At 65.0% G+C, this 24261-nt stretch carries 30 protein-coding genes; 17 read left to right on the top strand and 13 right to left on the bottom strand.

What is annotated here, in order from left to right:
• Positions 1 to 9 precede the first annotated feature (9 nt).
• The 3 genes from GEV02_RS21105 to GEV02_RS21095 form a co-directional block, all read right to left on the bottom strand.
• Positions 10 to 1302 (bottom strand): metallophosphoesterase family protein, encoded by a 1293-nt coding sequence (locus GEV02_RS21105; RefSeq protein ID WP_235922868.1) that lies wholly within the window; start codon positions 1300 to 1302, stop codon positions 10 to 12.
• Complete coding sequence (locus GEV02_RS21100) at positions 1299 to 2555, bottom strand: recombination directionality factor (RefSeq protein ID WP_152839949.1); 1257 nt, start codon at positions 2553 to 2555, stop codon at positions 1299 to 1301. Before GEV02_RS21100 ends, GEV02_RS21105 begins: the two co-directional genes overlap by 4 nt.
• A gap of 121 nt (positions 2556 to 2676) precedes the next feature.
• The gene (locus GEV02_RS21095; protein ID WP_152839948.1) at positions 2677 to 2925 is read right to left on the bottom strand and encodes a hypothetical protein; all 249 of its coding nucleotides are present in this window, start codon (positions 2923 to 2925) and stop codon (positions 2677 to 2679) included.
• A gap of 385 nt (positions 2926 to 3310) precedes the next feature.
• On the opposite strand from GEV02_RS21095, the gene GEV02_RS21090 reads away from it, so the two are divergent.
• On the top strand, positions 3311 to 4225 hold the full coding sequence (locus GEV02_RS21090) for a hypothetical protein (protein WP_152839947.1): 915 nt from the start codon (positions 3311 to 3313) through the stop codon (positions 4223 to 4225).
• Between the two features lie 595 nt (positions 4226 to 4820).
• Here the strand turns inward: GEV02_RS21090 and GEV02_RS21085 are convergent.
• From GEV02_RS21085 to GEV02_RS21075, 3 genes are all read right to left on the bottom strand, one after another.
• Positions 4821 to 5234: a hypothetical protein gene (locus GEV02_RS21085; protein ID WP_152839946.1), complete on the bottom strand. Its 414-nt coding sequence runs from the start codon at positions 5232 to 5234 to the stop codon at positions 4821 to 4823.
• 3 nt (positions 5235 to 5237) lie between these two features.
• Positions 5238 to 5600 carry a hypothetical protein gene (locus tag GEV02_RS21080; RefSeq protein WP_152839945.1) on the bottom strand — a complete coding sequence of 121 codons (363 nt, stop codon included), beginning with the start codon at positions 5598 to 5600 and terminating at the stop codon, positions 5238 to 5240.
• A gap of 177 nt (positions 5601 to 5777) precedes the next feature.
• On the bottom strand, positions 5778 to 6257 hold the full coding sequence (locus GEV02_RS21075) for a hypothetical protein (RefSeq protein ID WP_152839944.1): 480 nt from the start codon (positions 6255 to 6257) through the stop codon (positions 5778 to 5780).
• 268 nt (positions 6258 to 6525) lie between these two features.
• Here GEV02_RS21075 and polA point away from each other — a divergent pair, with 268 nt between their 5' ends.
• Positions 6526 to 9162 (top strand): DNA polymerase I, encoded by a 2637-nt coding sequence (polA, locus tag GEV02_RS21070; RefSeq protein ID WP_152839943.1) that lies wholly within the window; start codon positions 6526 to 6528, stop codon positions 9160 to 9162.
• A 199-nt stretch (positions 9163 to 9361) separates the two neighbouring features.
• Here polA and GEV02_RS21065 read toward each other — a convergent pair whose 3' ends face one another.
• From GEV02_RS21065 to GEV02_RS21035, 7 genes are all read right to left on the bottom strand, one after another.
• Entirely contained in the window at positions 9362 to 10204 is an 843-nt protein-coding gene (locus tag GEV02_RS21065; protein ID WP_152839942.1) for a hypothetical protein, read from the bottom strand.
• Positions 10201 to 11142, bottom strand: a complete 942-nt coding sequence (locus GEV02_RS21060) for a hypothetical protein (RefSeq protein ID WP_152839941.1) — start codon at positions 11140 to 11142, stop codon at positions 10201 to 10203. Before GEV02_RS21060 ends, GEV02_RS21065 begins: the two co-directional genes overlap by 4 nt.
• Positions 11143 to 11210: 68 nt before the next feature.
• Entirely contained in the window at positions 11211 to 12422 is a 1212-nt protein-coding gene (locus GEV02_RS21055; protein WP_152839940.1) for a DUF1173 family protein, read from the bottom strand.
• Entirely contained in the window at positions 12419 to 13327 is a 909-nt protein-coding gene (locus GEV02_RS21050) for a tyrosine-type recombinase/integrase (protein ID WP_152839939.1), read from the bottom strand. The genes GEV02_RS21055 and GEV02_RS21050 overlap by 4 nt, the downstream gene beginning before the upstream one ends.
• Positions 13328 to 13434: 107 nt before the next feature.
• On the bottom strand, positions 13435 to 13863 hold the full coding sequence (locus tag GEV02_RS21045; RefSeq protein ID WP_152839938.1) for a hypothetical protein: 429 nt from the start codon (positions 13861 to 13863) through the stop codon (positions 13435 to 13437).
• A gap of 62 nt (positions 13864 to 13925) precedes the next feature.
• Positions 13926 to 14273 (bottom strand): hypothetical protein, encoded by a 348-nt coding sequence (locus GEV02_RS21040; protein WP_152839937.1) that lies wholly within the window; start codon positions 14271 to 14273, stop codon positions 13926 to 13928.
• Entirely contained in the window at positions 14263 to 15282 is a 1020-nt protein-coding gene (locus GEV02_RS21035; protein ID WP_152839936.1) for a hypothetical protein, read from the bottom strand. Before GEV02_RS21035 ends, GEV02_RS21040 begins: the two co-directional genes overlap by 11 nt.
• Positions 15283 to 15728: 446 nt before the next feature.
• On the opposite strand from GEV02_RS21035, the gene GEV02_RS21030 reads away from it, so the two are divergent.
• The 15 genes from GEV02_RS21030 to GEV02_RS20970 all read left to right on the top strand — a co-directional run bounded on the left by GEV02_RS21030 (position 15729) and on the right by GEV02_RS20970 (position 24199).
• Positions 15729 to 16229: a hypothetical protein gene (locus GEV02_RS21030; RefSeq protein WP_152839935.1), complete on the top strand. Its 501-nt coding sequence runs from the start codon at positions 15729 to 15731 to the stop codon at positions 16227 to 16229.
• 51 nt (positions 16230 to 16280) lie between these two features.
• Complete coding sequence (locus GEV02_RS21025) at positions 16281 to 16619, top strand: hypothetical protein (RefSeq protein ID WP_152839934.1); 339 nt, start codon at positions 16281 to 16283, stop codon at positions 16617 to 16619.
• A 34-nt stretch (positions 16620 to 16653) separates the two neighbouring features.
• Positions 16654 to 17646: a DUF7146 domain-containing protein gene (locus GEV02_RS21020; RefSeq protein ID WP_152839933.1), complete on the top strand. Its 993-nt coding sequence runs from the start codon at positions 16654 to 16656 to the stop codon at positions 17644 to 17646.
• 120 nt (positions 17647 to 17766) lie between these two features.
• Positions 17767 to 18168 carry a hypothetical protein gene (locus tag GEV02_RS33395; protein ID WP_235922867.1) on the top strand — a complete coding sequence of 134 codons (402 nt, stop codon included), beginning with the start codon at positions 17767 to 17769 and terminating at the stop codon, positions 18166 to 18168.
• Positions 18169 to 18192: 24 nt separating this feature from the next.
• Positions 18193 to 18831 (top strand): hypothetical protein, encoded by a 639-nt coding sequence (locus GEV02_RS33390; protein ID WP_328595881.1) that lies wholly within the window; start codon positions 18193 to 18195, stop codon positions 18829 to 18831.
• A 272-nt stretch (positions 18832 to 19103) separates the two neighbouring features.
• A complete protein-coding gene (locus GEV02_RS21010) occupies positions 19104 to 19673 on the top strand; it encodes a hypothetical protein (protein WP_152839932.1) in 570 nt (189 codons plus the stop codon).
• An 89-nt stretch (positions 19674 to 19762) separates the two neighbouring features.
• Positions 19763 to 20029: a hypothetical protein gene (locus GEV02_RS21005; RefSeq protein WP_152839931.1), complete on the top strand. Its 267-nt coding sequence runs from the start codon at positions 19763 to 19765 to the stop codon at positions 20027 to 20029.
• Positions 20013 to 20153 carry a hypothetical protein gene (locus tag GEV02_RS32985; RefSeq protein WP_174999233.1) on the top strand — a complete coding sequence of 47 codons (141 nt, stop codon included), beginning with the start codon at positions 20013 to 20015 and terminating at the stop codon, positions 20151 to 20153. The genes GEV02_RS21005 and GEV02_RS32985 overlap by 17 nt, the downstream gene beginning before the upstream one ends.
• A 224-nt stretch (positions 20154 to 20377) precedes the next feature.
• A complete protein-coding gene (locus GEV02_RS21000; protein ID WP_152839930.1) occupies positions 20378 to 20674 on the top strand; it encodes a hypothetical protein in 297 nt (98 codons plus the stop codon).
• Positions 20675 to 21127: 453 nt separating this feature from the next.
• Positions 21128 to 21385 carry a hypothetical protein gene (locus tag GEV02_RS20995; RefSeq protein ID WP_152839929.1) on the top strand — a complete coding sequence of 86 codons (258 nt, stop codon included), beginning with the start codon at positions 21128 to 21130 and terminating at the stop codon, positions 21383 to 21385.
• 150 nt (positions 21386 to 21535) lie between these two features.
• Entirely contained in the window at positions 21536 to 21961 is a 426-nt protein-coding gene (locus GEV02_RS20990) for a hypothetical protein (protein ID WP_152839928.1), read from the top strand.
• 25 nt (positions 21962 to 21986) lie between these two features.
• Positions 21987 to 22478, top strand: a complete 492-nt coding sequence (locus tag GEV02_RS20985; protein WP_152839927.1) for a hypothetical protein — start codon at positions 21987 to 21989, stop codon at positions 22476 to 22478.
• Positions 22475 to 22918, top strand: a complete 444-nt coding sequence (locus GEV02_RS20980; RefSeq protein ID WP_152839926.1) for a hypothetical protein — start codon at positions 22475 to 22477, stop codon at positions 22916 to 22918. The genes GEV02_RS20985 and GEV02_RS20980 overlap by 4 nt, the downstream gene beginning before the upstream one ends.
• Before the next feature lie 277 nt (positions 22919 to 23195).
• Positions 23196 to 23540, top strand: coding sequence for a hypothetical protein (locus tag GEV02_RS20975; protein ID WP_152839925.1), 345 nt, complete (start codon positions 23196 to 23198; stop codon positions 23538 to 23540).
• A 2-nt stretch (positions 23541 to 23542) separates the two neighbouring features.
• Complete coding sequence (locus tag GEV02_RS20970; RefSeq protein ID WP_152839924.1) at positions 23543 to 24199, top strand: FlhC family transcriptional regulator; 657 nt, start codon at positions 23543 to 23545, stop codon at positions 24197 to 24199.
• The last annotated feature ends 62 nt before the right edge of the window (positions 24200 to 24261 follow it).

Below are 24261 nucleotides of genomic sequence, written 5' to 3'. Positions count from 1 at the left end.
CATTCGCGTCTAGGATGGCGTCGCACAGGCATCCTGCAAGGCCTCCGCGGCGTCAGCACCGCTGGTGCATGCTGCCAGCAGGCGCTCGGCCACGGATTCGGGACTGGAGGCGCGCAGGTCCTCCAGGCAAGCCAGCAGCGGCGCCGGCGCCGCCTCCACGGACTCCGCCCACGCGGCGATCTGCGGCGCCAGCCCGGCCAGGCGGGCGATGCCTGGCGCGCGCGCAGCCAGGATCGGGATCACCCGTCCTTCCAGCTTGATGCTGGCCGCGCCGTCCAGCAGCACGGCGATCGCGCGCCGGTCCACCTGGCGGCTTTCCTCTTCCGCCACGTGCCAGCGCACCCTGACATGGGCGCCATGGAGCTTGCCGTCCGCCGCAGCCTCGCGCAACTGCGCCAATGCCGGCGGGCCGTCGAAGACCAGGTCCACCGTGCGCCGCGCCGGCGTCGACCTCATTTCCGCGCTGGCTAGTCCGGGGGCCACCTGCCACAGCAGGAATCCCTTGTCCTCCGGCTCGCCGAAGTGAAAGCGGCCGATCGAACCGGCGTACGCGATCAGCTGGCCTTCCCGCTGCCAGCGCTGGTGCAGGTGGATATGTCCCAAAAGGAACGCGTCCGCGCCGGCGGAGAACAGCGCGCCGGTGGTGAATTCGTGGTCCAGGCCCGCCATCACGGCGCCATGCTCGGTGTAGCTGCCGGCCACCGTGCCGTGGCTGACGGCAAGGGTGGGGATGCCTGCCGCACGCGCGGCCATGTTTCCCGGCGCGTAGCCCGACAGCAGGTCGGCAATGTAGCCGGCTGATCCCAGCTCGGCTGCGCTGCCGCAATGCGCGGCAAGCATCGCTCGGTTGAGCGTCGGCACGCAGGTAAACAGCGCCCGGGTGCCACCCGGCAGTCGGGTATGCTGCCAGCCTTCGGACGCATGCCACCGGCCGTCCGCGTCCAGCGCCACCTGCTGCAGGCGCTCCGCAACATGAATGGGGAAGCGACCGCCCAGCAGCTGGAACAGGCGCAGGGCGCCGGGTGGGTCGTGGGTAAAGGTGCCCTGCAGCAGAAGCACCGGACAATGGTCTGCCAGGCGCCGCAGCTGGCTGGCCAACGCAAACAGCGCCGGCTCATGGCTTTTCAGCGCGTGCTCGCTGGCGTCGCCCGAGACCACCGCCACATCGACGCCGCCGGCGATGGCGGCGTCGATCGCGTGCCCGAAGCAGCGGTCGGACTCCTCCAGATGCGCTTCGTTGTAGTGCAAGTCCGAGAAGTGGGCGCAGCGCAGCACGGCCTCGCCACCGATGGCGGGCCTCATGGCTGCGCTCCCGCTGCGCCTCCGGCCGTGAGTTCGGCCTCCACCGATGCCCTGGCGCGCGCGTTGCGGCGCCAGCCCTGGCCAAGGCGGTGGTCGACGTCTTGCAGGAAGCGGTCCGGATCTGCGCCGCCTGCGCGCGCCAACTGGCGGATGCGTTCCAGATCGTCGGATGGGAGGGCGGGTTGGCGCGCAGGCAGCGCTGCGTGCGCGTCCTGCGCCACGGCAGTATGGCTTGCCGTGGACGCCTGCGGGCTTGGAGCCTCTGCGGCCGGCAGCGCCGCCGGCCCTTCCAGCATCAACGCGGCCGCTTCGCCGCGCTCAAGCAGTTGCCGATCGCCGGCCCCGCGCAGCAACGCCCCCATGTCGATCGGCGCCTCCAGTTCAATCAGCCAATGCTCCGCGCGCTCCGGTTGACCGTGCTCGTTGATGTGAGAGACCTCGCGCAGCTGCTTGGTCATGATGAAGGTGGCGCCCTGTTGGTCGAGGAAGCCGGATATCTTGCCGTTGCCCAGCGCGGCGAGCGTATCGAACTTCTCGATCGCGCGGCTGAGCGCATAGAAGCTGTTGGTATGCAGTTCGAATGCATCCAGCGATGGGATGCCGGGGACGTAGAAAATGAACGCGCCCGACAGGTTGCACGCCTTCGACTGGTATTGTTCGCATTGCTGCGGCTCACACTGGCCGCCGTTGTCCGGCCTGAGCTCCGGCTGGCGCCCGCCAAACAGGCGGATCACACGGCGGCCGTTGGGCAGCGCCGGCGCAGCGTAGCGCATGCAGTGCCGCGTGTGGCCGTCCGGGCTGTACTCGCTCCAGAACTTGCGGCCGCTGCTACCCCAGGCCACCAGCTCGTGCGGCATCACCAGCTGCCATTGGTCTGCCGGGAAAAGCACTGGGAAGCGGTACAGACGCCGCACCCCGTCCGCGCGTTCTTCGCCGTACAGTTCCAGCAAGCGGTCGGCTACCGCCCGGTTGGCGAAGTCGCCCGGATGGGCCGTGAACCATGGCACGTTCTTGGGCGCCATCGGCGTGCCGACGTGCGGGAAGGCATGGCGAATCAGTTGTTCGATCTGGTCGAAGCTCATACCCGTGGCCAGCCCGTCGTCGTACAGCTTGCGCGCGCCTGCCTGGGCGGCCGCCGCCTTGGTCAGAACCTTGATGCCGGCGCGGATCTTGCCGCCGGTCGGGATGCGTGCGGCGCGCCGCCCCAAAACGCTGGGCCGCGGGCCGACGTGCATGACTGCGATATTCGGCATGGTGCACCTCCTTGCTCAATGAGGGGAATCTCATCGAACAGCATGCCGTTGCCTGGCGGCCGGTCAAGTGCGTGGTTGCGGATTCGGTGGCCGGACTGCGCCGGCGGTGCGTGTCAAGGCCTCACAGGGCCTGTCGCGCCACAGCGTTGCCGTATTTTCGGGGCAACGCCAGCCTGACGATTGCCGCCATGTCAAGGTCGGCGAGCTCCAAGGGCTGCACCCATGCCGGCCGCCGGCCGCCGACAGGGTAGCGACGCCCAGGGATGGCGCCGTGCGAGCGGGCCATGGTGCGGATTGCGCGCAGCGCCAGGATCGGATCTGGATGGCGTGCATTGTTGCGTGGTACGGTGATGTAGATGGTCTTGCTCATGTCGGGCATGCCTTGTTTTTATTGTTGTATTAGAGCGGGTCCACCACTGCGATACCGGCGTGTCGGCGGCCGCCTGGGCGGGCGCTGGTAGGGAGCTGGTGCAGCGTGCGGGCTGCGGCAATTTAGGCCGGGGACGAGGGCACCGGCGAGCCGCCGGATGCGCGCTGGGTCTAGGCTTTCCTCCATGAGCAAACTGTAAATCAGGGCAGGCCTGGAGTCTAATATTTTCTGAGCGTCTGCGATACGGCCTGCGGAAGCCTTGGCATTTTATTGCGAGCTAGCGCCCGGTTGGTGGGCGGCGGTGTTGCTCCATTAGCTTTGCAGAAACCGTTGCTTTACAATACAAAACACCCCTTAAATTTCCCTCATCCGTGGCCTCCAGAATATGAATTCCATGCTCCAACCAAATCCGCTACGTCTCCGTCCTGGCATCGCTGGCGTTATTGGTTTCGCTGCTATTCTGCTTGCTGGCTGCTCAAATGACTCAACTTCCGGCAGCAATGCCCCGGCCAAGACTTCCGCTTCAGCGGCAGGTGCGGAAGGCGCTATCAAAAACGACCTGGAACTTCCTGCGGGAGAAATCGGCGGCAAGAACCTGATTGCATATGCGGAAGGGGTGTTTTCTTCGCCTAAAGGCGATCAATTTACAAAGCGCTTTGACGATAAGCCGCTGCAAGGAGGCGCCTTTAAATTCACCGTCCTTTATGAGGAATACAGGGAATCGCTACACTTTCACTATGACCCAGAAAAAGAGAAGCTCAAAGTTTGGGTGGCGCCAGATTCAACGTTCCATCGGGCGCAAAATAACGACCATGAAATTGAGCCAAAGCTCGACTACTTGATAGTGGAGCACAATAGCAATTACGGAACGCCGCAGCCAATGTCCAACGCTTTTGGCGTGACTACTTCGGTAACACCGGTTTACCACAAGATCTTCGCGGTAGGTAACCTGAGGAACACCTACATTGGCTTGTTCCCGAAAGAGAAATACTCTAGCCGAGACTATATCTTCTATAGCCGTCTTGAAAGAGAGATAAAGATATCCCCGGAGGCTGGCCGGGAAGCTGTAAAAGGCCTGGCGATGGATGTTGAAGGGTTCGTTGCGTCGGGCAAAGACGGGCACCCCGTCATTTGCAAGAACACCAAGACAACGGCCACGATCAGCTACGCCTATCAAGAAACATGGGATGAATGCGTCGTCCAAGCCAAAATCACACGCATTGCATTTCATTCGCCGCAACTCGGAATGTTTGCCGAATGGCCAGTCACCGACAGAAACGGCGGACAACGAAAGCGCTAGCTTAGCGCCCCATCTGGATACAGCCATCGACTGCTGCAACATCTATTTCAGTGTGGCGCTCTCCACAAAAAATCTTACTGTTAAGCCCAACGATAGCCCAAGCCCTCACTCGGTCTGGGGACCTTAACATTTTGGCGCTTAAGGAAAATTCCGCCAATAGTGCCGCCTCCATCAAGCGGGGCCCAAGTCGATCACGCGCCCCGACGTATCCTTCCAACTCGGCGCCCGGATCTTGCTGGACTGCGTGATGCTCCGACGACACGGCGGAAGCACGGCGGTCCACAACGCTATGCAGATGTCCAGGGACCGTAAGGCCCTTTCCGGGTATAGCGGTAGGGAAGCCGATGGCGGATGCCGGTGCTGGCGAGGACCTGGCCTGTCTTTCGCCCGCCGCGGCGGCGATGCTCCATCGTCTTGCTGTCGGCTGGTGATGTTGGTACGGACTGTGCGCGGTCTGATCGGATGTGCGTTGAGCAACGTCAATGACGGGCACCGCCTAGCGTTGTGCGGGCCTTCGTCATGCGCGGGCCGCTCGGCGCGGCACCAGCCCTGGGAAGGGCCGTCTGTCGCCTGGGGACTACCCAATGGTCCTTGCTCAGGAAGGGGGCTTGACGGAGCGGGCATCGAACGGGTGAGGGATCCGTTCCCTGGACACCTGCCAGCGGGTCAGCCAATACCATGCCAGCACGGGTATCAACCACGGGCCGCAGGGAAAATAATACGCGTCGATCGCCGCCGGCAGCGTCACGTGCCCCAACATGACCAGGTTGGCCAGAGCAAGCGCGTAGGCGGCAGCAAGGATCAGGGTGCGGGCCTTCCAGCGTCCGCGCCCGAGCAGCAGGTGAGCTAGCCCGCACAACCCGAAGACCGCTCCTGGCACGATGCCGAAATTGATAAGCTGGTTGAACTTGTCCATGCCGTATGTCGGGTGGGTCGAGCGGTCGAACAGCAGGACGGCGATCGCCAGCAGCAGGCTGATCATCACGGCCGTGGGCGGCTTGCGTTGCATGGCTCAGTATCCCCGCAGCGCGTACTTGCCAAGCGCCCGCGCCCACAGCACGACGAACAGTACCAGCGCTATGCTGAAAGGAGGCAGCAGCCACTGCCCCACGAAGTAGGCTGCCACCGCGGTCGGGTCGTTGAGAACGACGTAGGCCATGGCCTCGAAGTACTTGCTGAACTCGCCGAACGGATCCTGCAGGACGCGCAGGCTATGGTCGTCCCACAGCAGCAATACGCCGGTCCACAGTGGTAGGAGCGCCAGCTGGGACAGCAACGCGCCTGCCAGATACAGGGCGAGCGACGGAGGCGGCGGACGGTCGGCGCGGGCGACTGTCTTTTCTCCGTGGGGCCCGCTGTGCGGGGTAACGGCCATGGTTTTGGTGTCGGCTGTTGGTGTAGGTACGGACTATGCACGGTCTGAACGAAAGCAAGTTGAGCAATGTCAAAGACGGGCGTCGAAAGGCTGCGCGCTGCCCTAGGCGATGCGTGTGCGCCGGTTGCTGGCGCCCGGTTTGCCTGTCCCGGCCGCCGTCGAAGGCAATGTCCGGCTTCAGCTATGGGTCTTGAGGTAGCTGTCGTAGAACGGCGAGGACTTCATCGGCTTCAGCGCCCACTGGTAGCGCGATCCACTGCGGTTGTACAGCACATAATCCACTTTCCGCTGGTTGTAATGATGGTGCGGGAAGCGCCTCCGTTCGAGCTTCTTGTTCCACAACGGCGCGCTGCCGTAGCGATCGCGGAAGCGGTGCAGCAGCACCGCTTCCGCATCGAGGTAAGTGTTGGGCTGGCCCTTGACGCGCGGCGTGGCGACGCAGACCTCGAAATGGTAGTCCCCCACCAGCTCCATCAGCTCGACGGCCCATTTTTTGTGCTTTTCGATGCGCTGGTTGAAGCTGCCTTGGCCCACATACACTGCCGGCGATATGCCGCCCGGGTAGCTGATGGCGAAATTGCCTGCCAGGCGGATGACGTAGATGCTGCGCCCCAGGGCCTCCTTCTTCAATCCCTGGCTGATCAGTTGCGGCAGCAAGTCCCTGGCCCAGCTGAGTTCAGGTGTCCAGCGAACGCATGCCCATTTGAGCGGAACTATGATGGGATTCGGCATGCACGTCCTCGTGGCGATGATTGGGCCGGAATGGCTGGGGAAGGATATCATTATATTGCCGCACGGAAAAGATAGGAGGCCCGCCGCCGCGCCAGTCGTCTGACCACATAGGACATCAAATTGCCAGCGCCTGCTTCCGATCTGCGACAATGGCGGTCGCCCGAACTTTAGCCCGAGAAGTGCCCACTTACCCATGAGCCGAACCCTGTTGCTGGTGGATGTCCCCGGATACGTGCATCGTGTTGCCAACGCGCAGCCGGTGCCGCGCCGCGCCGACGGCATGCCGGTGGGCGCCATCCATGGGACGGCCGAGCTGCTGCGGCGACTGCGCGTGCAGTTTCCGGCGCAGGCGATAGCCTGCATCCTGGGGCGGGGCGACGACCAGTTCCGGCGCTGGCTGCACCCCGAGTACCAGGCCTCGCGCGGCCCGGAGTCGGATGAGTACAGGCGGCAGCTGGCGCCGGTGGAGCTGCTGGCGTCGGCGCTGGGCTGGCCGACGTTGTCCGTCCCCGGCGTGGCGGTGCGCGACGTGATGGCCAGCCTGGCGGCGCGGGCCGTGCACGAAGGCTGGCAGGTGGTGGTGGTGGGCGCCGACCAGGATCTGGCGCAGTTGGCGGGTGAGGGCGTGTCCTTGGTCAATCCGATCACCGGCATCCGGCTGGAGTCCGCTGACGTCGTACAGCGCCACGGCGTGGCGCCGCGCCTGCTGCCCGACTACTTCGCGCTGGTGGGCGATCCGCTGGACAACGTGCCGGGGGTGCCGGCATGCGGTCCAAAAGTGGCGCGCCGGTGGCTGGCGGCCTACCAGGACCTGAGCGGCGTGCTTGCCAACGCGCAGCTGATCGACGGCCGTCTCGGGGAAAGCCTGCGCCAACTGCTGGATTGGCTGCCGGTGGCGCGCACACTCAAGGCGCTGCGCACCAACTGTGATCTGAGCAGTCTGGTGCCGGCGATCGATGTAGCGCTTGCCGCGCGCGACGAGCAAACGGAGCGGGTGGCGCGGCTGCTGCTGGACCACGCTCCGGCGCCGCGCGCAGCCTTGCCGGCCGCACCCGCGGCGGCGCCGCAGACCGGCGAGGACGTGGAAGTGCTGGACCAGGGCGCTGCGCTTGGCGCCTGGCTGGTCCGTGCCGAGCGCAGCGCCCTGGTCGCGCTGTCGCTGCACGCGCGCGGCGCTTCGCCAACCGTCACGGCGCTGGAGGGCTTCGGCGTGGCCACGGCGCCAGGGGAATGCGCCTATCTGCCGTGGGCGGCGTTGGGGGACGCGCTCGAACCGCATCGGCAGGCGTGGCGACAGTGGCTGGAGCGCGCCGATCGGCCGAAGGTGGTCCACGGCGCAAAGCTGGCCACCCATCTGTTGGCCAACTGCGGAGTGACCTTGCGTGGCGTGGTCGACGACGTTGAGCTGGCCTCCTATGTCCTAGCCGCGCACCGCACGCACGAACTACCCGGCCTGGCGATGCGCTACCTGAATCACACTGCGATGCCCTTGCCGGCATCAAATAGCCAGGATCAACGGCAACTGATGCGGCGCGGCGCGCTGGAGGCCGACCTGATCGTGCGGCTGCAGCCGCGCCTTGCTGCACAGCTCGCGCAGCTCCCCGCGCTGCAGATGCTGTACCGTGACGTGGAAATGCCGGTCTCGGCCATCCTGTTCGCTGCGGAGCGCGCCGGCGTGCTGGTGCGGGCCGACCTGTTGGCCACGCTCTCATACGAGTTGGCGGCCCGGATGGAGCAGCTACGTGCGCAAGCGCAGGAGCTGGCCGGCGACGCCTTCGACCTGGGGTCGCCGAAGGCGGTGGCGGAGGTCCTGTTCGACCGTCTGCGTTTGGCTGCGCCGGACAACAAGGCGAAGGCGGCCCGCTCCACGGCTGAAGCGGTGCTGCGCCAGATGGCGCGCCAGCATCCGCTCCCGGCGCTGGTGCTGGAGTATCGTTCGCTCGCTTCGCTCAGGTCCGGCTTCAGTGAGAAGCTGCCGCAAGCAATCATGGCTGCCACCGGCAGGGTGCACACCACCTACGCCCAGACGAAGGCGGTTACCGGCCGCCTGGCCGCGTCCGATCCTCCGTTGCAGAGCATCCCTGTACGCACCGCGGCCGGACGCCGCGTGCGTGCCGCGTTCGTGGCGCCGCCAGGCCATTGCATCGTGTCGGCCGATTATTCCCAGATCGAACTGCGGATATTGGCCCACTTGTCCGGCGATCCCGTGTTGTTGCAGGCCTTCGCTCGGGGAAGCGACGTTCACGCCGCCACTGCCGCTGAGTTGTTCGACGTGCCGCTGGAGGCGGTGAACGAGGAGCAGCGGCGCTACGCCAAAGGCATCAACTTCGGCCTGATCTACGGCATGACATCGTTTGGCCTGGCTGCCGCGTTGGGCGTGGACAGGGACACGGCGCAGGGATATATCGAGCGCTATTTCAACCGTTTTGCCGGAGTCAAACAATATCTCGGGCAATCGCTGGTGCAGGCGCGCGCGAACGGCTACGCGGCCAGCCTGTTGGGCCGGCGGGTATGGCTGCCCGACCTCGCGTCGCCGCAGTTTGCCAGGCGTAGCGGCGCAGAGCGCGCCGCCATCAACGCACCCATGCAGGCGACGGCGGCCGACTTGATCAAGCTGGCGATGGTGGCCGTGCAATCCTGGCTGCAGGCCGGGCAACTGCGCAGTCGGATGTTAATGCCGGTGCACGATGAACTGGTGCTGGAAGTGCCGGACGAGGAACTAGCGCTGGTCCAGACTGCACTGCCGCGCCTGATGTCTGGGGTGGCGCAACTGCGGGTTCCGCTTGTGGTTGCGCTTGGCATAGGCAATAGCTGGGACCAGGCCCACTGAGCATCAGCGCTATGGCGAGGCGGCGTGTGGCGGTCTTGGCGATACCAGGCGCAACGGGCTGCCGGCCCAGGCGCCGCTGCTGGCGGCCCCGTAGAGGCAGGACCGGCGTAGCTTCGTGCAGCTCGCGCTGGCAGGATACGGCTTGGCGACGGACAGGCTGAGCCCGCGCTAGGGCCTGCCCTGCACCCTGGCGCAGGCTTCATGGCTGGTCGAACAGTGATGGGACTGGATCGCTGAGGTAGCCCATTTCGGCCAGCACGTTCTGGCGCGCCAGGCGATCTCCTGCATGGTCTTCTGCGTTCAGCGTGGCGCCGGATGGACCGCCGGCCGCCGCACATGGCCTGCCGGTGATTTGCAGGTAGCGCAGGTGGGCGTAGTTGCGGCGCAGATCGGGGTTCGGGGGAATGCCGGCCCTGCGCGCGGCCATCCGGAGCGACTCTACCTGGCCACGGAGCGACGCTTGGCGCGGCGCCAATTGGCCGAGGCCCGCAACCTTTTTGGCAAAATCGAGGTCGATGCGCTGGGCCGGAGTCGCAATTGGCACCATGCGCGGTTGCGGGGTCGAGATGGCAGCCACCACCAAGTGCGTGCCGCTGTCGGCTATCGCAGGGCGGATGGCCACCGATTCGAACTTGCGCAGCCCGAAGCTCATCGCCAGCGCGAGCGAGGCCCGCGCATAGTGATCGTGCACACGCCGCAAGCGGCCGTCGCTGAGGTCGTCGTTGAGGTCGTCATGCGTGGTCGCAGGCTGCGGCGGGCCGCTGCGGAACGCGTCGCGCCGTCCCACCTTGTCGGCCCACCAGCGCAGCGCCTCGGTGCGAGCCTGCAAGGTAGTGGGGTCGCAGCGGTGGTGGTACCAGCTGCCCAGCAGGGCGTCGATATGCTGGCTGCCCAGGCCGTGCGCCCGCAGCCCGGCGTAGCCGAATTGTTCCAGCTGAGCCGCCGCCAGGGCGAGGGTTTCGATGCGCGCCCTCCAGGTGCCCGGATCGCCGTCGGGGTTGGCGTGGCACAGCGCCATCAATTCAACGTGCAGGTGGTTCATGAGGTGTCCTTGTCAGGGGTGAGGCCGGCGGCCGCGTTGGCGGCGACGCGCGCTCGGCGGGAGGCCGGGAGCGGCCGCTTGTTGGTCCGTGGCCGCCCCGCGAGAAATTCGTCAAGGCCGATGGCCAGCCCCATTTCTTGCTCGATGGTCAACTGCGCATGCAGGTCGAGTGCCTGGGCGGCCGCACCCGGCCTGGCATGTGGATGTGATCTCGCCGCGCTCCAGCGCCGGCCCGTCAGTTGCTGATAGCGCTCCAAGGCGTAGTTCCGGCGCAGATACGATATCGACGGCAGCGCCGTATGGCGCGTTTGGGCCCTGAGCTCCATCAATTGGCCGCGGTAGCGCAGCGGCTCCCTGATCAAGCTCCCTTGGCCCGCAACCAGCTTGGCATAGTCCAGGCACTGCCGTTGCGCCACGCTGGCGACCGGAATCCGGCGGTTCCGGCAGGTGGAAGACCAGGATGCCAGGATCAATACGTGGCTGCCGAGGTCAGCCTGAGCGGGGACGATCTGCACGCATTCCATGCGTTGCAGGCCAAAGCTCATCACCAGCGCAATCGACGCACGCGCGTACGGGTCTTGCACGCTCTGCAGCCAGCCGCCGCGGGGTCTGGGATTGGGCTGGGCATGCACCGGCATGCCATGCAGCGCAGGGTTGTTGTGGACTGCGTAACGTCGCTTGACCGTGCCTGCCCACCAGCGCAGCACGTCGATTCTGGCGTCAATGACGTCGACGTCGAGTTGTTGGGCATGCCACAGCCGCACCAGGGCGTCCACATGGTGCCGGCGCAGATCCTCCGCCAGCAGTTCGCCATACCCCAAGTCATGCAGCTGCCGCGCCGCCAGCGTCAGCGTCGGCACAACGTCTTGGCCAGGCGTCACGTCCGCAACGGGCTCCGCCTGGAATAGCGCAATCAATTCTGCGGTCAAAGAGGTCACGGCTGGTTTCCTAGCTGGGCGGCTTCGCTTGAAGCCTGCTGCGCGCGTTCGAGGTGAAGGGCGCGGAATCACGCTGGCGGCGGCAAGGCCGGCAGGCTGGCATCGGTGTGCCAGACCCAGGCCTGAGGCGATTCCGACAGCGCGCGCTGCTTGGCGCTGTTTTCCTTGGGACTGGCAAACGCGCTGACGATATGGAGCGGGGTTGGCTGAGCTCCGGTGTCGAGCAGCAGCACATTCGGAAAATGGCCGGCGGTCGGGGCGTCGTAGCGCAAGGGCTTGACGAACTTGCGTCGCTGCGCGGTCAGCGCCGCCAGCAGCGGCACTTCATGCGGCCCCTCGAGCGGAATCCAGTTGGCGGTGGTGAGCATCATCAGCGCCGAATCGATGTACAGCAGCCGCTCGTTCTCCGCCTGCACCAAGGCGAACAGCAGCAGCCGCATGGTCTGGGCGACGTCAGCCTCGCGCGTGGTCAGCAAGGTGCCGAAGCGCCGCGTAACCTTTTGCCAGGCCTCGTTGCGTATCATCAGTGGCTGGTCGGGCATGTGCTTGAGCCAGATACGGCGGGCCCCGGTGGCCGGTTGTTCGCCCTTGAACTCGCCCAGCACCAGGGCCAGATTGGCCGCGGGCGCGTCGCTGCCGGCGCCGCGGTTGAGGAAGGCCAGTTGCTGGCTCCGGCGCTGCGCGATCTGTTCCTGCTGGTCGAGCTGAAACGCCTCCGGAATAAACAGACGCTGCGATAGCGGCATGCCCTTGACGATAATGTTGGCCGCGCTTTCGCTCAGGTATTTGCGCACCGTGCGGTGATGGCGCCGGCCTTCCATCGCCGGATACCAGCGATTGATGCCTGCCTGTTCATACAGATAATGCAGCAGCGCCCGCAGGCTCATCGCCGGCGGTGAGCTCTTGACGGCGGGCGCCTCATTGTCGGCCGGCGGCCTGCGCGGCCGCGACTGGCCGCGCGTCAGCGGGAAGTCTACCCGCAGCTCCACCTGGTCGTCCCCATGCTGCAGCACCGCCTGGCCCATCAGCGCCCCCAGCCCGGACAGGGTGTAGTCGGGCTCATAGCTGGGACAGGAGGGATGGTGCTTGCAGCCGGTGCCCGGCATGCGCTTGGCGACCAGGGCGCCGTGGCGCGCCACATACATCGGTATGCCGCCCTCGACGCACATGCACAAGGGGCGGTCCTGGCTGCCGTGCACGCGCTCCAGCGCCGCCTGCAACGCCGGGGCGTCGGTCGTGTAGACGTGTCCGTCCAATAGCAACCGCTGTTTGTCGTTCATGGAAACACCTGCAGGGTTTGTTCCAATGGCCGGGTGTACCCGCGCAGCAGATTGCGCACCGTCCAGAGCGAAGAGAAGCCGAAATAGTTGGAGATGGTCTGCTCGTCCAAGCCGTGCCGGTACAGGTGCCGCGCCAGCGTCCTGCGCGCCCCCATCGGGCTGAAGTGGTTCAATCCCGCGCCGCGGAACATGTGCCGGTAAATGCCCTGGATGCTGTCAGCACCGTAACAACGGCCTTGCTGCAGCGGCCTTCCTTCCTGGTTGACGAACAGCGCACTGTCCGGGTTCAGTCCGCGGTACATCGGTGTCGCGTCCGCGTTCCTGGGAGAACCTTCCAGTTTCAGCCGCTGGTCCAGATACGCATCAATGGCGGCATTGGTGCGCGCATGAACAAAGTACAGCGGCCGCTCGCGCCCGTTGGAGGCCGCTTCCGCCCGCAGCACCGATTGCTGGCGGATGGTCCCGCGCGGCAGCATATAGTCGCGGATACGCAGCGACGCGATCTCGTCCGGCCTGGCGCCGGTAGCGAACAGCAACAGCAGCAGGGCGCGGTCGCGTATTGGTTCGCTGCTGGCGCGGTCGGCATAGGCCACCAATGCCCGGATCTGCGCGCTGGTGGCGACCGGGAACTGTGGTTGGGCGGTCAGCGCCAGTTCCGGACGGAAGTGGCCCAGCGCCTCCAGATAATGGGCGCCCTCGCGCTGCAACAAGGTCAGGGTGGGTTCGGCGCCTTCGTCGACGTTGATGACGCCGACGACTGTCTGCAGCGACCGCGCCAGCGATTTTACCTGCTGGACGACGGCGCTGCGGCCCAAGCCGGTGCTGCTGGCCACCTGGCTGAAATTGGCGCCGTTGACGACCTCGATCAGTAGCTGCTGGGCCAGCGCTGGTTCTCGCATGGTCATAATTGCTCCGCATGGTCAAGACGGAGCCATTGTGCTGGGGCCCCAGATTCAAGGCCAGCCACAACCCCCCCGGATTTTGCGGGGCTTTCCGCAAACAGCAGCGGGGGTCACCAGGGCTTGAGCAGGGGCAAGCGAAACCGGCCGCGCCGGCAGTGTGCGATCCAGCTGTAATGCGTCCCGTCGCTGGTGCAAGCGATCAGCGGGAAGGCGCCGGGAAGTATCGCCAGGTTGCCCGACACTTGCCAGGGACGCAGATGGATGGAGAACGGCCGTGCCGAACCGTCGTCGAACAGCATTTCCAGCGCTGGGTCACAATCGAGCTCGCCGTTGGCAAAGATGCAGCTGTGGCCAGTTCTCATTTCGGGCAGCGCGGCCGCCTGGCAGTCCGGAACCAGCAGGCGGGCGGCCCGCGGGTGCACCGACAGGTGGTAAAACCCGGCTTCGGCAGCCCAGGTCGTGAAATAGTTCGATCCCAGCAGTTCACCATCCTGGCGGTTGATGAAACTCAGGACCAGTTCTTGTACGGGGGCGTCCATGGCGGTGGTTCCCTTGATTGAGTTGTATGGAGAGGTCGGTGAGGCTAACGGGCGGGCGCCAGCTAGCCACTGGACGCGCCTGCGCCGGGGCGCCATAGGCGTCTGGCATAGTTCTGGATGATGGCAAGGTCGTGCAGGCTTCGGTGCGGATCATCGCAACGCAGTTCGGCAAGCAGGCCGCGACGAGCGATCTCGCCGCACATCTCGTTCAGGCCCAGGCCAGCGCTCGACATGGCGTCGAAGCTTGCATGGCCGAGCAGGTGCCGCGCGGCGCCGGCAAAGTCGGACGGCACGGTGCACATGATGGCGTACTCCCGCAGGCAGCCTGGACGGCTGCCTGCACATGGGTAAAATATAGTGATGCTCGACCAGCCGTGTTTGAGCGGCGTCAAGCGCTGGTTAGACCGCATCGAACGCTGCCTCGGCCGATTCACTGAGGTCCTGCGGCGGCGCAAGGTGTCGGCCGGTTTCGGGAGGGTTGGGGGAATCGGCCTGCGGATCCGCGAGTATCACCCCATCCGTCAAGTGCATCGGGGGCGCCGGCGGCGCGTCCCCATGCTCCGGTTGTTCTATGGCCACCTCCTCGGCCGGGGCATGCCCGGGTTCCTTGATGTTGCGGGTGCGGCGGCGGGGTGCCCGCGGCTTTTGTATGGCGTCCTCGTCGTGCGCGGCAGCTCCGGAGTCGCGATCGCCGCTCTCGGCGGCGCCAACCCTGCCTTCGTCGCCATCGCCCGTTGCCGCCGCTTCGTTTTCCCCATGGGCCGGCGCAGCTTCCTCGTCGCGCTGCCGGCTGCGCGCACGACCTCGGGCTTCGCTGGACTGGACGCCGCGCGCGGCAGTGATCATTTTGTAGAAGCGGATGCGCTGCGACAGGCTTTCGCGCCCGATGGCGCGGATGGCGCGCTTGTGCGGCGACTTCTGTTGCTGCTTGGCCGTAATCGAAATGAACTCGTCGATCGCCATGATTTCCAGCATCAGCATCAGGTGGTCTAGCTTGGTGATCAGCTCAAGGTAGCGCCGTGCGAAGCTGGAAAATACCAGGACGTCGGCGCTGATCGGGGCGATGTGGAAGCTGCCCAGGTTCGTGACGCCGTTCTCGCGGAACGTCTGTTCCGATTGTTTGATGGCCTTGTTGACGCGGTCGGTGGCGGCCTGGATCAGTGCGGCAAGGCGCTCCTCCGCATCCGTCACGACCGCGTCCTCAAGGTACAGGCGTCCGATGACGGAGATGTACTGCATATTCATTTGCAGCAGGTGGAAATAGCGCACAAACAAGCGCTTGGCATCGGGGCTGTACAGCTTGGTGGGGATGGAGCGGCTGGCGGACTCAATGCCGCTGAGGTCGACCTGGCCGTAGCGCTCAATCAGGCGCGCGTTGATGCGCTCGAGATCGGCGTTGGCTACATAGCTGGCATCCATGGCGTTCTCCGGAAAGGGTGGCAGGGGAGCCCATCATCGCCGCTCGCATGGGACTGCACCAGCCGCTCAAACGCAGTTTTGGCGATCTCCATAGGGGCGCCGTTTGGTTTGTGCCAGACGGCCCGTTGACGGCGGTGCGCCAGCGGCGCTAAGGTGCAGCAAGCAGCAGCTAGCCCTGCGGTATCAGGCAAGCCCCACGGCATTGGCGCGGCGCAAGCCAGCCACGTAGCATCTGAAAAATGGACCCAGAAACCTTTCGAGGCGCCTGTAGGCGCGTGGCGCCGGTGCGTCCAAAGGTTTTTTCAAGGCGGTAGCTGGCGTCCGCCTGCGGAGCAGTCCGCGTCCATTGCACCAGCCATCATCCCTCGCGTCCCCTGCGGCCGCGCTATCCACCCATCGGGGCCCAGCCCCGGGGCAGGCCCCTTGCTACCTGTTAGGAGGCCATCATGCCCAAGAACCCAGAAACTGCTTCTGGATGCGAACCGTTTGAACTGGTCGGCGACGACCAGGCTGAAGCGGCTGAAACCATACCTCCATGGACTGAAGAGGAGGTGGTGCACCTGCATTGGCGATTGTTGTCGGAGGTTAAGGCGCTGGATCGACCGGGTCGGTCGCTGGAGGACAAGATCGATATCTTGCGCTGGGTCTTCGCCGACGGCGCGCTGGAAGCGAGGCCGTTCTCGTTTGTCAGCTGCATCCGGGTGGTCGGCAGCAGCCCCTTGTCTCCGCTGGAGTACATGGGCCGCGTCGACGCCGATGAAGTGCGTTGTTGGATCCAGCAGCGCCTGCGGCGCTGGTTCGACGAAGCGTTTTCCGTGTACCCGTCGTGGGTGCGCGAAGCCATCGTGCTCAATCCGCAATGGGTGGCCCGCAGCCTGGACAAAAACCCGCAGTGGCTCAATCAGCAGATCAGCAGTCGCCAGCAGCACGGCGACCTGTTCGCCTGAGGCCCGACCCCAACCGCGCCGCCCGGCGGCGCTCATGCAAAGGAGAACATGATGTTGAACTTGAATCGCAGCGGTAGCGCCGCTACCCAGAATACTGGACGCGAGCGCTCCGGCCGGCATGCCTCAGGTGGACTACGCCGGGTCAGGGCCTTGGCGGATCTGGACTATCTGTTGAAGGAGGCGGAGCTGCTGACCGGACGGCCCGGCCGCGAATTCCAGGTAGGTTATGGCCGCAAGCGTGCCTACCGCATCGCTTTCAATCCGCATGGCTACGACGTGCTGCTGTGCGATGCACAGGATCAGGCGGCCACCACGTTGCTGGTCGAACGCGAACAGATCGAAGTCTCGCTGCGTGATGGCGTGGTTTACGCCCGCGCGTTGCGCCTGTGATGCGGCCTGTCCAACCCCCAAGGTGGAGATCATCATGGATGTCAAAGAAATCGAACAGAGGATTGCGACGGTGGCGTTGCAAGCGCAAGGCCGCTGGACCGAAATATTGCGGGCGCTCCGGGTCGCTCCCCATGTCCTCAGTGGCAAGTTGCTGCCGTGCCCCTTGCGCAACTGCGCGCACGCCGGCCGGTTTCGCTATAGCGACGAGTTCGGCATGGGGAACTATCAGTGCACTCGCTGCGGTCCGGGAGGTGGCTTCAAGCTGCTGCACGGCCTGCACGGCGGCGGCATGCTGGCCGTGCTGCGCGCCGTCGAGAGCTATCTGGGCATGCGCGAGGCCGACGGCCAGGAATGCGCTGCAGCGAGCTCCGGCAAGGAACAGCGCCTGATCCAGGAATTGCTGGCGCAATCGCAACCCGTGCGTCGCGGCGACCCGGTCGACCGCTACCTGCGGCGCCTGGGCGTTGGCATGACCACCTATCCGGCCGCCTTGCGCTGCCATGCGGAGCTGCCGTTTTACGATCGCGATCCGGACACCGGCGTTTCACGCCTGGTCTGTTGCACCCCGGCGCTGCTGGCCATGATGGAGGGGTGCAGTCCCGCCCACAAGCAGCTGTACCGCTTGTACTTGCTGGACGACGCGCCCGCGTTCGGCAGCCGCTCGGCGAAGATGTTGGGCCATGCCGATGGCGGCGCGTGCAGGCTGGCGGCTCCGGCCGGCACATTGGCGCTGGCCAGCGACCTGGTGACCGCTCTGGCAGTGCAGTTGCGCACAGGGCAAGCGGTGTGGTGCGCCATGCAGCCTGAGAATCTGGCGCGGCTGTGGGTGCCTGATGGGATACGGCGCGTTCGCATCTATTGCGAGCACAGCCCCGACTATCGGGTGCAGTCTGCGGCATACACGCTGGCACGGCGCTGTGTGAAGTACAGGCTCGCCTTGCCGGAAGTCTACGTACCAAGGCATCCAGGCGATACCTGGGCGGAGGTATGGGTCCGCAGCACGCAGAACTGCGTGCGGGCGGCCTGAGGTAGCTGCGGGGCCAAGTGCCCTGACTGGGGGAGCGCACGGTGCGCGTCCCCTGTATTTTCAACCCCGGCGGGGCGTGCTCCGTTGGGGAGCCCGCGCGCCTAACATGAGGAGAGCATCATGAAACAAGGAAGCAATCTGGATACCGTGGTAGAGGAGGTTCTGCGTCAGGCCCACAGCAAGCGTGACCTGGTGGTGTCGCCGCTGCGCATGGTGCACAACACCGGTGCCGACGGCATCAGCAATCTGGTGATCTATGGCGAGGCGCGACCCTACGACATCGGCAACGTGGCGCGGCGCCAGCTGGCCAAGCACCTCGATATCCCTTTGGCCTACTTCGACCGCATGCAGCGCGAGCAGCCGACCTTGTTGGACCACAACGTCAACACCTGGTTGCACGCGGATCCGCAGGCCGACAGCAGGCTGGTACGGACGATGGACCGTCATCTGCGCGCCTTCCTGTCGACCAGCTACCGGCGCATCGAGAACGTCGACCTGATGATGGCGATCCTGCCGGAGTAGCGCGCCCTGGACGACTGCCAGTTCGTGTCCTGCGAGCTGACCGAAACCAGGTTGTACCTGAAGGCGGTCAGCTCCAAAGTGAGCTGCGAGATGGGCGTGGGCGACGTCGTTCAGGCCGGCGTGGTGATCAGCAATAGCGAAGTCGGTTGCGGGCACCTGAAGGTGGAGGCGCTGGTGTATCGGCTGAAGTGCATGAATGGGCTGATCCTTCCCGATAGCGGCATGCGCAAGATGCATGTGGGCTCGCGCCTCGAGTCGGGCGACCAGGCCCGCGAGCTGTTCCAGCAGGACACGCTGGCGGCGACGGACGCGGCGTTCTTTCTGCAGGTGCGCGACGTCGTGCGCGGCGCCATCAGCGATGCCAACCTGCGCCGCTACGCGGCCCAGATGCGCGAGACCGCCGGCGTGGTCATCGAGGGCGATGTCAACCGTTCGGTCGAAGTGCTGGCCAACAGGTTCGACATCAACCATGAGGAGCGTGCCGGCATCCTGCGCCAGATGGTGATGGGCGGCGACATGTCGGGCTATGGCCTGCTCAACGCCGTCACCGCCCACGCGCAGGAAGTCGTCAACTATGACCGGGCCACCGAGCTCGAACAGGTGGTCGGCTTGATGCTGGGATTGAATCAGCGCCAATGGCGCGAGATCGCCACGGCGCGTTGATGCCATGGCAAGGAGAGCAGCATGGACCGCAGCAAGGCCAGGCGGGAACTCGGCTGGGACTTGATCGCCGCGGAACGCCAATGGCGCGAGCAGCCGGCCCTGGTGTCTGCAAGCAGGCGCCAACCGGCGGTCAGGCCGCGCGAGTTGCCCGCCGATACAGTCCGGCAGTCACCGCGGCGCGCCCGCAGCTGAACGCGCGCCATTGATGCATTACCCACCGGCGGGAAGCCCCGCCGGGGCTCCCGTCTCTTTCTGTAAAGGAGGGAAAGGTTATGGGATGGAGCTATTCACAATTCTGGCGCAGCAGGAACGATGTGGTGGAATATCTGCGCCGCCCCGAACGCTTCCAGGGCAGGCAATTGATGCTGCAATCTGCGCTGGTGGGCAACCACCATTGGTACCTGGCCAAGGGTGTCGATGAAGGGCCGGCGTGGATAGGCCTGGACTTGTTGGCGGGCAGCGGGCGGCTGAACCAAGGGTGGGGTTACAAGTCCTTGAGCGAGGCACAGCAACCTTTCGAAACGGACTGTCCGCTGGCCTTGCTGAATCGCGCCGGACCGCCTTGCGAGAGAGCCGCCGCATGGCGTGCGCTGGTCAGGGAGTATCACGTCCAGAAGGCGCAGCGGCGCCGACCCGAGCATGGTCTGGTGGTGCGCTTAGGCGCTCATCGCTACGAACTGTTGCGCAACCTGGGCGGCCGCAAGGGCTGGATGGTGCTGCGCCTCCCCGACCGGACGTCGTTCCGGATGACTGGACGGCAGCTCGCTACCGCCCTGCATAACCTACCGCCGGCGATCACGCCGGCAAAGCAAGCGCAACCTGTGCAGGGCGATCTGTTCTGAGCCCACGCGCCTGTGTTGTGATCCGTGGTTGCGCGGCCGCCCATGAGGGTGCCGGCGCTGCCTGCAATTTCATTCCTGCGAGGTTTGCGATGAAACGCATATGGCATGTGTTGGGGGCGTACGTCGCCCATCTTTCCGTCGGCGCCTTGATGTACGCGGCCCTGATGGTGTTCGGCGGTACACTGCATAAGCTGGAACAGTGGTCGCGACCCTTGGTCGATGACGCGAGGTTCACCCGCGTCATGTCGTGGGTCGAGAGCCTGATCTTGTTTTCCGATGCGGCCCTGGTGGTTTGGTGGTCGCTGTATTCAACCTGTCTGGCGATACGGGAGGTGCTCCGTGAACGATTTCGTTAAAGGCTTTATCGCCGGCGTCAAGGAAACGCCGCGCGGTTTCTTTGCTCCGCTGATTGCGCTGTGGGCGCTGCTGCGGTCCATCGCTGAACTGGCGCTCAGGCGCGGCCGCCGGCCGCTGCGTTGAGATGCCGGCAGCCATCGGCACCCGTTGGGGTACCGATGGCTGTCTGTTCGATTTGTCCCAGCGCCGCCGTGCGGCGCGTCGCCCAGCTGCGATCGCGCGGGGCGCGATTCCATCGTCTTAATCCACGCGTACCGCCGGCCGGTCCAGGCGCAGCCATTCCCCTTTTTGACTTGCAGCCTCGCGAGCCGAGACACGGACGCGCTTTCCATATTAAGGAGACCCTTATGAGTTCTGTACCAACGCAGGATGCCAGGCTGCTGGCCAATGACGTGCCGCTGGTCGATGGAGAATCCAACAGCGTCGGCCTGATGTTCCTGTTGCTCGATGGCGCGCCGTTCGCCGTTGACGCAGAGGCCGTTCTCGAACACGGTTTCTATGTCCACTGGCTGGGCGCCGAACTGGGCGTGCAGCTAGCGCTGGGCGACACGATCACGCTGCTGTCGGCCGGCGGCGAGCAGGTTCGCCAATCACGGGTGGGAGAGAGTATCGCTCGCAGGCCTGCTACGGATGAGGTGTTGTGATGTTACGCCTGCGTATCCTCAGGACCTGCATCACCTGTGTGGCGGCGCAGCGGATGGCTGCCGGTGACTGCCGCTGTACGGGTCTCGGCGACGGCTCCGCCTTGCCGGTGGTCCCACACTACGACAGCTTCACAGAACTGCCTGGCGATGTGGACTATCTGCCGCACGCCGACTGGCAACGCCAGGCGCGGTGTGGCCGGAAGCCGAAGTGCCGGGGTCTGCCTGGCCCGGCGGCGACGCGTGGCGAATCGAGGACACGCAGTCCGGAGTCAAGTTGCCTCGGGCGTTGCGCCGCCTAGTCCGCGTGCGGCGCCGGCAAGCGGTGACCGAAGAGTGCTCCACCAGCCGCTTGCCGCGAACATTTTTTGAGCGGCCTGGAACGCCAGGCCATTTTGTAACCGTGCGCGCACCCAGATCCTGTTGGAGGCTGCCGCGCTTGGAAGGAGTGAAGCGATGAAAATTCTAAATCTTGAGGCCATGCTGGAAGTGGCCGGGACACTGCAAGTTCACAACTATGCCGGCCTGGTGGCGATGGCAGAGTTGGCCGCCGACGCCATTGCGGATGCAGTGGCCGGCCACCTTGGTATCGTGGCCGAGAACGCGGCGTGGAATGCGTCTGGCGGTCTTTGCGTACGATTCAGGCCATCCGCCGACGGCCAGCAGTGTCCGGCCGAAATCGAGGCAGCCGACCCACAGGGCTGGTGGCAGTGAGGCGTCTGCAGCGCGCTGCGCGGCGCAAGCCGATGCCAGTAATGGGTAGGTCGTGCAGATGAATAGTTGAAGCGGTCCGGCGATTGCCGGTGATCCCCCTGCGGGCGTCCAGCCCGGTGGGCGGCGCCGCGCATTGATACGGAGCTGTGAATGAAGATTCAATTCGATGAAGTAGACGAGCGTCTTCGGCTGGCCAGGATGGCGGCCCGTGACCTGATCGAAACGCCGCTGTGCGGAGACTACGTGCTGTTTCCCACCGGTGAAATGGAGCGCCTTGGCCGGGACTGGGGTGGCGCCCTGCAGACGACACCTTCCGGGTCGTTCTATCTCTGGAAGGGTGGCGGTGCCGACTTCAGCGGTGGTCTGAATCCGCCAATTGCGCGCGAGACGTTGACCCGCACGGTCAAAACTCTGGCCGGACGGTTCTGGTTCTTTCACCACGATTGGGTCGGTCCCGGTCGCTCTGTGCACTTCAGGATTCCGTGTCGTCTTTACCTGACAACGGCGAAGTACGAAGGCTTCCTCGGCAAGGAATTTCAATCCGATGAGCTCATGGAGCTGGCGCGGCAGCTTTAGGCGCGTCGCTTGTCGGCGACGGCGCATGGCTGCCAAGGCAGCCGTCGTCGTGGCCACCCGATCCTCCACCCGTCCCAAACGGGGCAGTTTCATTCACGACAGGAGAATGATGATGAGTGAAAATACTTGTAATAATGTTCGAACCCCGTCGGCCCTGCATCTTTCCGGAGCCTTCGCATACCGTTTAAGTACGGACGAGGCTGTGGTGCATGCCGGCCCGATACCAGGGGATTTGCTCTATGGTCGCATGGCGCTGTCGTGCCGCCAGCGGCCACTTGACGCAGCATATAGTGTGCCGGCCATCGAGTCGGCGGCGTTGACGTACGGCGGCAACTCTGCGCCGTCTGTCCGCCACGTTGCCAAGCCAGGCATCTGGAGCTACGGCACAACTGACGTTGCAGCCCATGCGGAGTGCAAACAGCCTTCCGATGGCATTCTGGATTCTCACTGCTGCCGCATGGAGATCATCGCGCAGGCCCGCAAGATTGGCGAGCCGGAATCGGGGAGGTCATCGTGACCTGGTCCGCAAGCGATTTCTCCGATGAGGTGTACGGACTCCTGTTGCAGCTGCAACTGGTGCCGGAGGCGCAGGAAGACGACGACTGCGAGACCCAGGCCAGGCTTGCCTGTGCCGCGATCGACGAGTTGGCCGATCGGGCGTGGGCGCGCCGGTACCAGGATGGCGACCTGCTACATCCGAGCAGCCTGGGACTGGTGGCTTTCGTGTCGCTGCGGACGGTGGTGGAGGAAAGCGACGTTGATGCCTGGCAGAGTGCCTGGCGATGGTTTGCATCGGCGGCGAGCTGGCAGCATCGGCACAACGGTGAGGACGGCATACGTGAGTTCGGCGTGAACCTCGCGCGTGAGCTGCCGGAGGCCCCCGCTGTGTTGCGGCCATTGCTTGAGGAGGCCCGCCGCAAACGCCTGGACTGCTTGGTGGTTCACCAGGATATGTAGCGGGGATGGGCGCGCTCGCCGGCCAGGAGCCTGCGCAGCGCATTTGATCTGGATTGACCGCGCAAGTCGCGGCGCAAAGGGGCCGGCGGCCCCTTTTTTTGTTCAACGCGGTAGTCCGCGACGGTCGTTTGTACTTTGCGCCTCGACAGTGCTGGCGTCGAACCGGCCCCCGGTGAATCGTTGCCATTTGCGCGATCTCAGCACGCAGCTAGTCAAGGGGGCAATAATGTGTGCATAGCGGAAAATGCACTTGCAGGATGCGTTGAGGGAGTTCGTGATGGAGAAGATGTTGGCGGTGACGGATGTGCAGCTATTCAATCTGGTGGGCTTGTCGGCCTTGCACGCCAATGTGCTGCGCGACGGAACTTCCGCCTGCTACTTGTTCAGGCTCAGCGAACCGCAGTTGCGCTGCTTACGTCAGCTTAGTACGGCCGATTTGATGCGCCTGGTGGACTCCTTTCGCAGCGGACCGCTGTTCCAGTTACGGAGCGACTTCTGTGAGTTGGTGCAGGCGCCTGGCCACGTGCGCCAGCTGCGCACGCTATTGGCCGATCCCGCGCCGTCGCAGTGGTCCCCGCCACAGCCGGACCGGCGCAAGCCCGTTGCGGCGGCCGGGCGTTAAACATGGACAAGGTTACGGATACCGGCGGTTTTGACGGCCATGGACCGCCGCGGGCAGAGTGCAGCGACGCATATTGGTTGGCGGAGCAGTTCATAGGACTCAGTGTGCACAGCCGCGATATCACCGTAGTCATCGGCTTGCCGGCCGAAAAGGTCCGCGCGGTGCTGGAACGCGCGGGCCGCAGCAATCCGCTGGGCCCACCCTTCAAAATCGAGCGCTGGTTGGAACGCGCCAGCAGCATGCGGCGGATGCAGGCCGCCATTTTTCTCGATGCAGTGCAGCGCATGGGCGTGGCCGGGCAATCGCCGGGGCGGACCGTATTGGAGGCGTTTCGGCGCTATCGCGAACTGACGCCGGTGCCGGAGCAACTGGCGTTTCCGGTCGCGCTGGCACTGGTCCGTTGCTGCTTCGGATGGTGGGGGCAGGAGACGATGTGCCGCTTGGAGCGATGCGGCCGGTGCGGCGTCAGCTATTTGCGGCAGACCACCGACATCCGCAACGACGCACTGCTGTGCACCTATTGCGGCTATCAGGCCCGACACAGGCGGGCGCCACGGATGCGCAGGCCACGACGGATCCGCTTGGTCCGCTTGCCCGAGGCTGTGGTGACGTGGGTGCAGCGCGCCTTTGTCGAGCCCCGTGCTGAAACACCCCCCTGAAACTCGGGGGTATCGGTTGGACACCCGACAGTGGGCTTGCGATAGTGGCGGCTCCCAGGAGT

Origin of the sequence: Rugamonas aquatica (genome assembly GCF_009380215.1) — a bacterium.
Lineage (GTDB): Bacteria > Pseudomonadota > Gammaproteobacteria > Burkholderiales > Burkholderiaceae_D > Rugamonas > Rugamonas aquatica_B.
The sequence above is the reverse complement of the archived record's forward strand: the minus strand, read 5'-3'. Positions and strand labels throughout refer to the sequence as shown.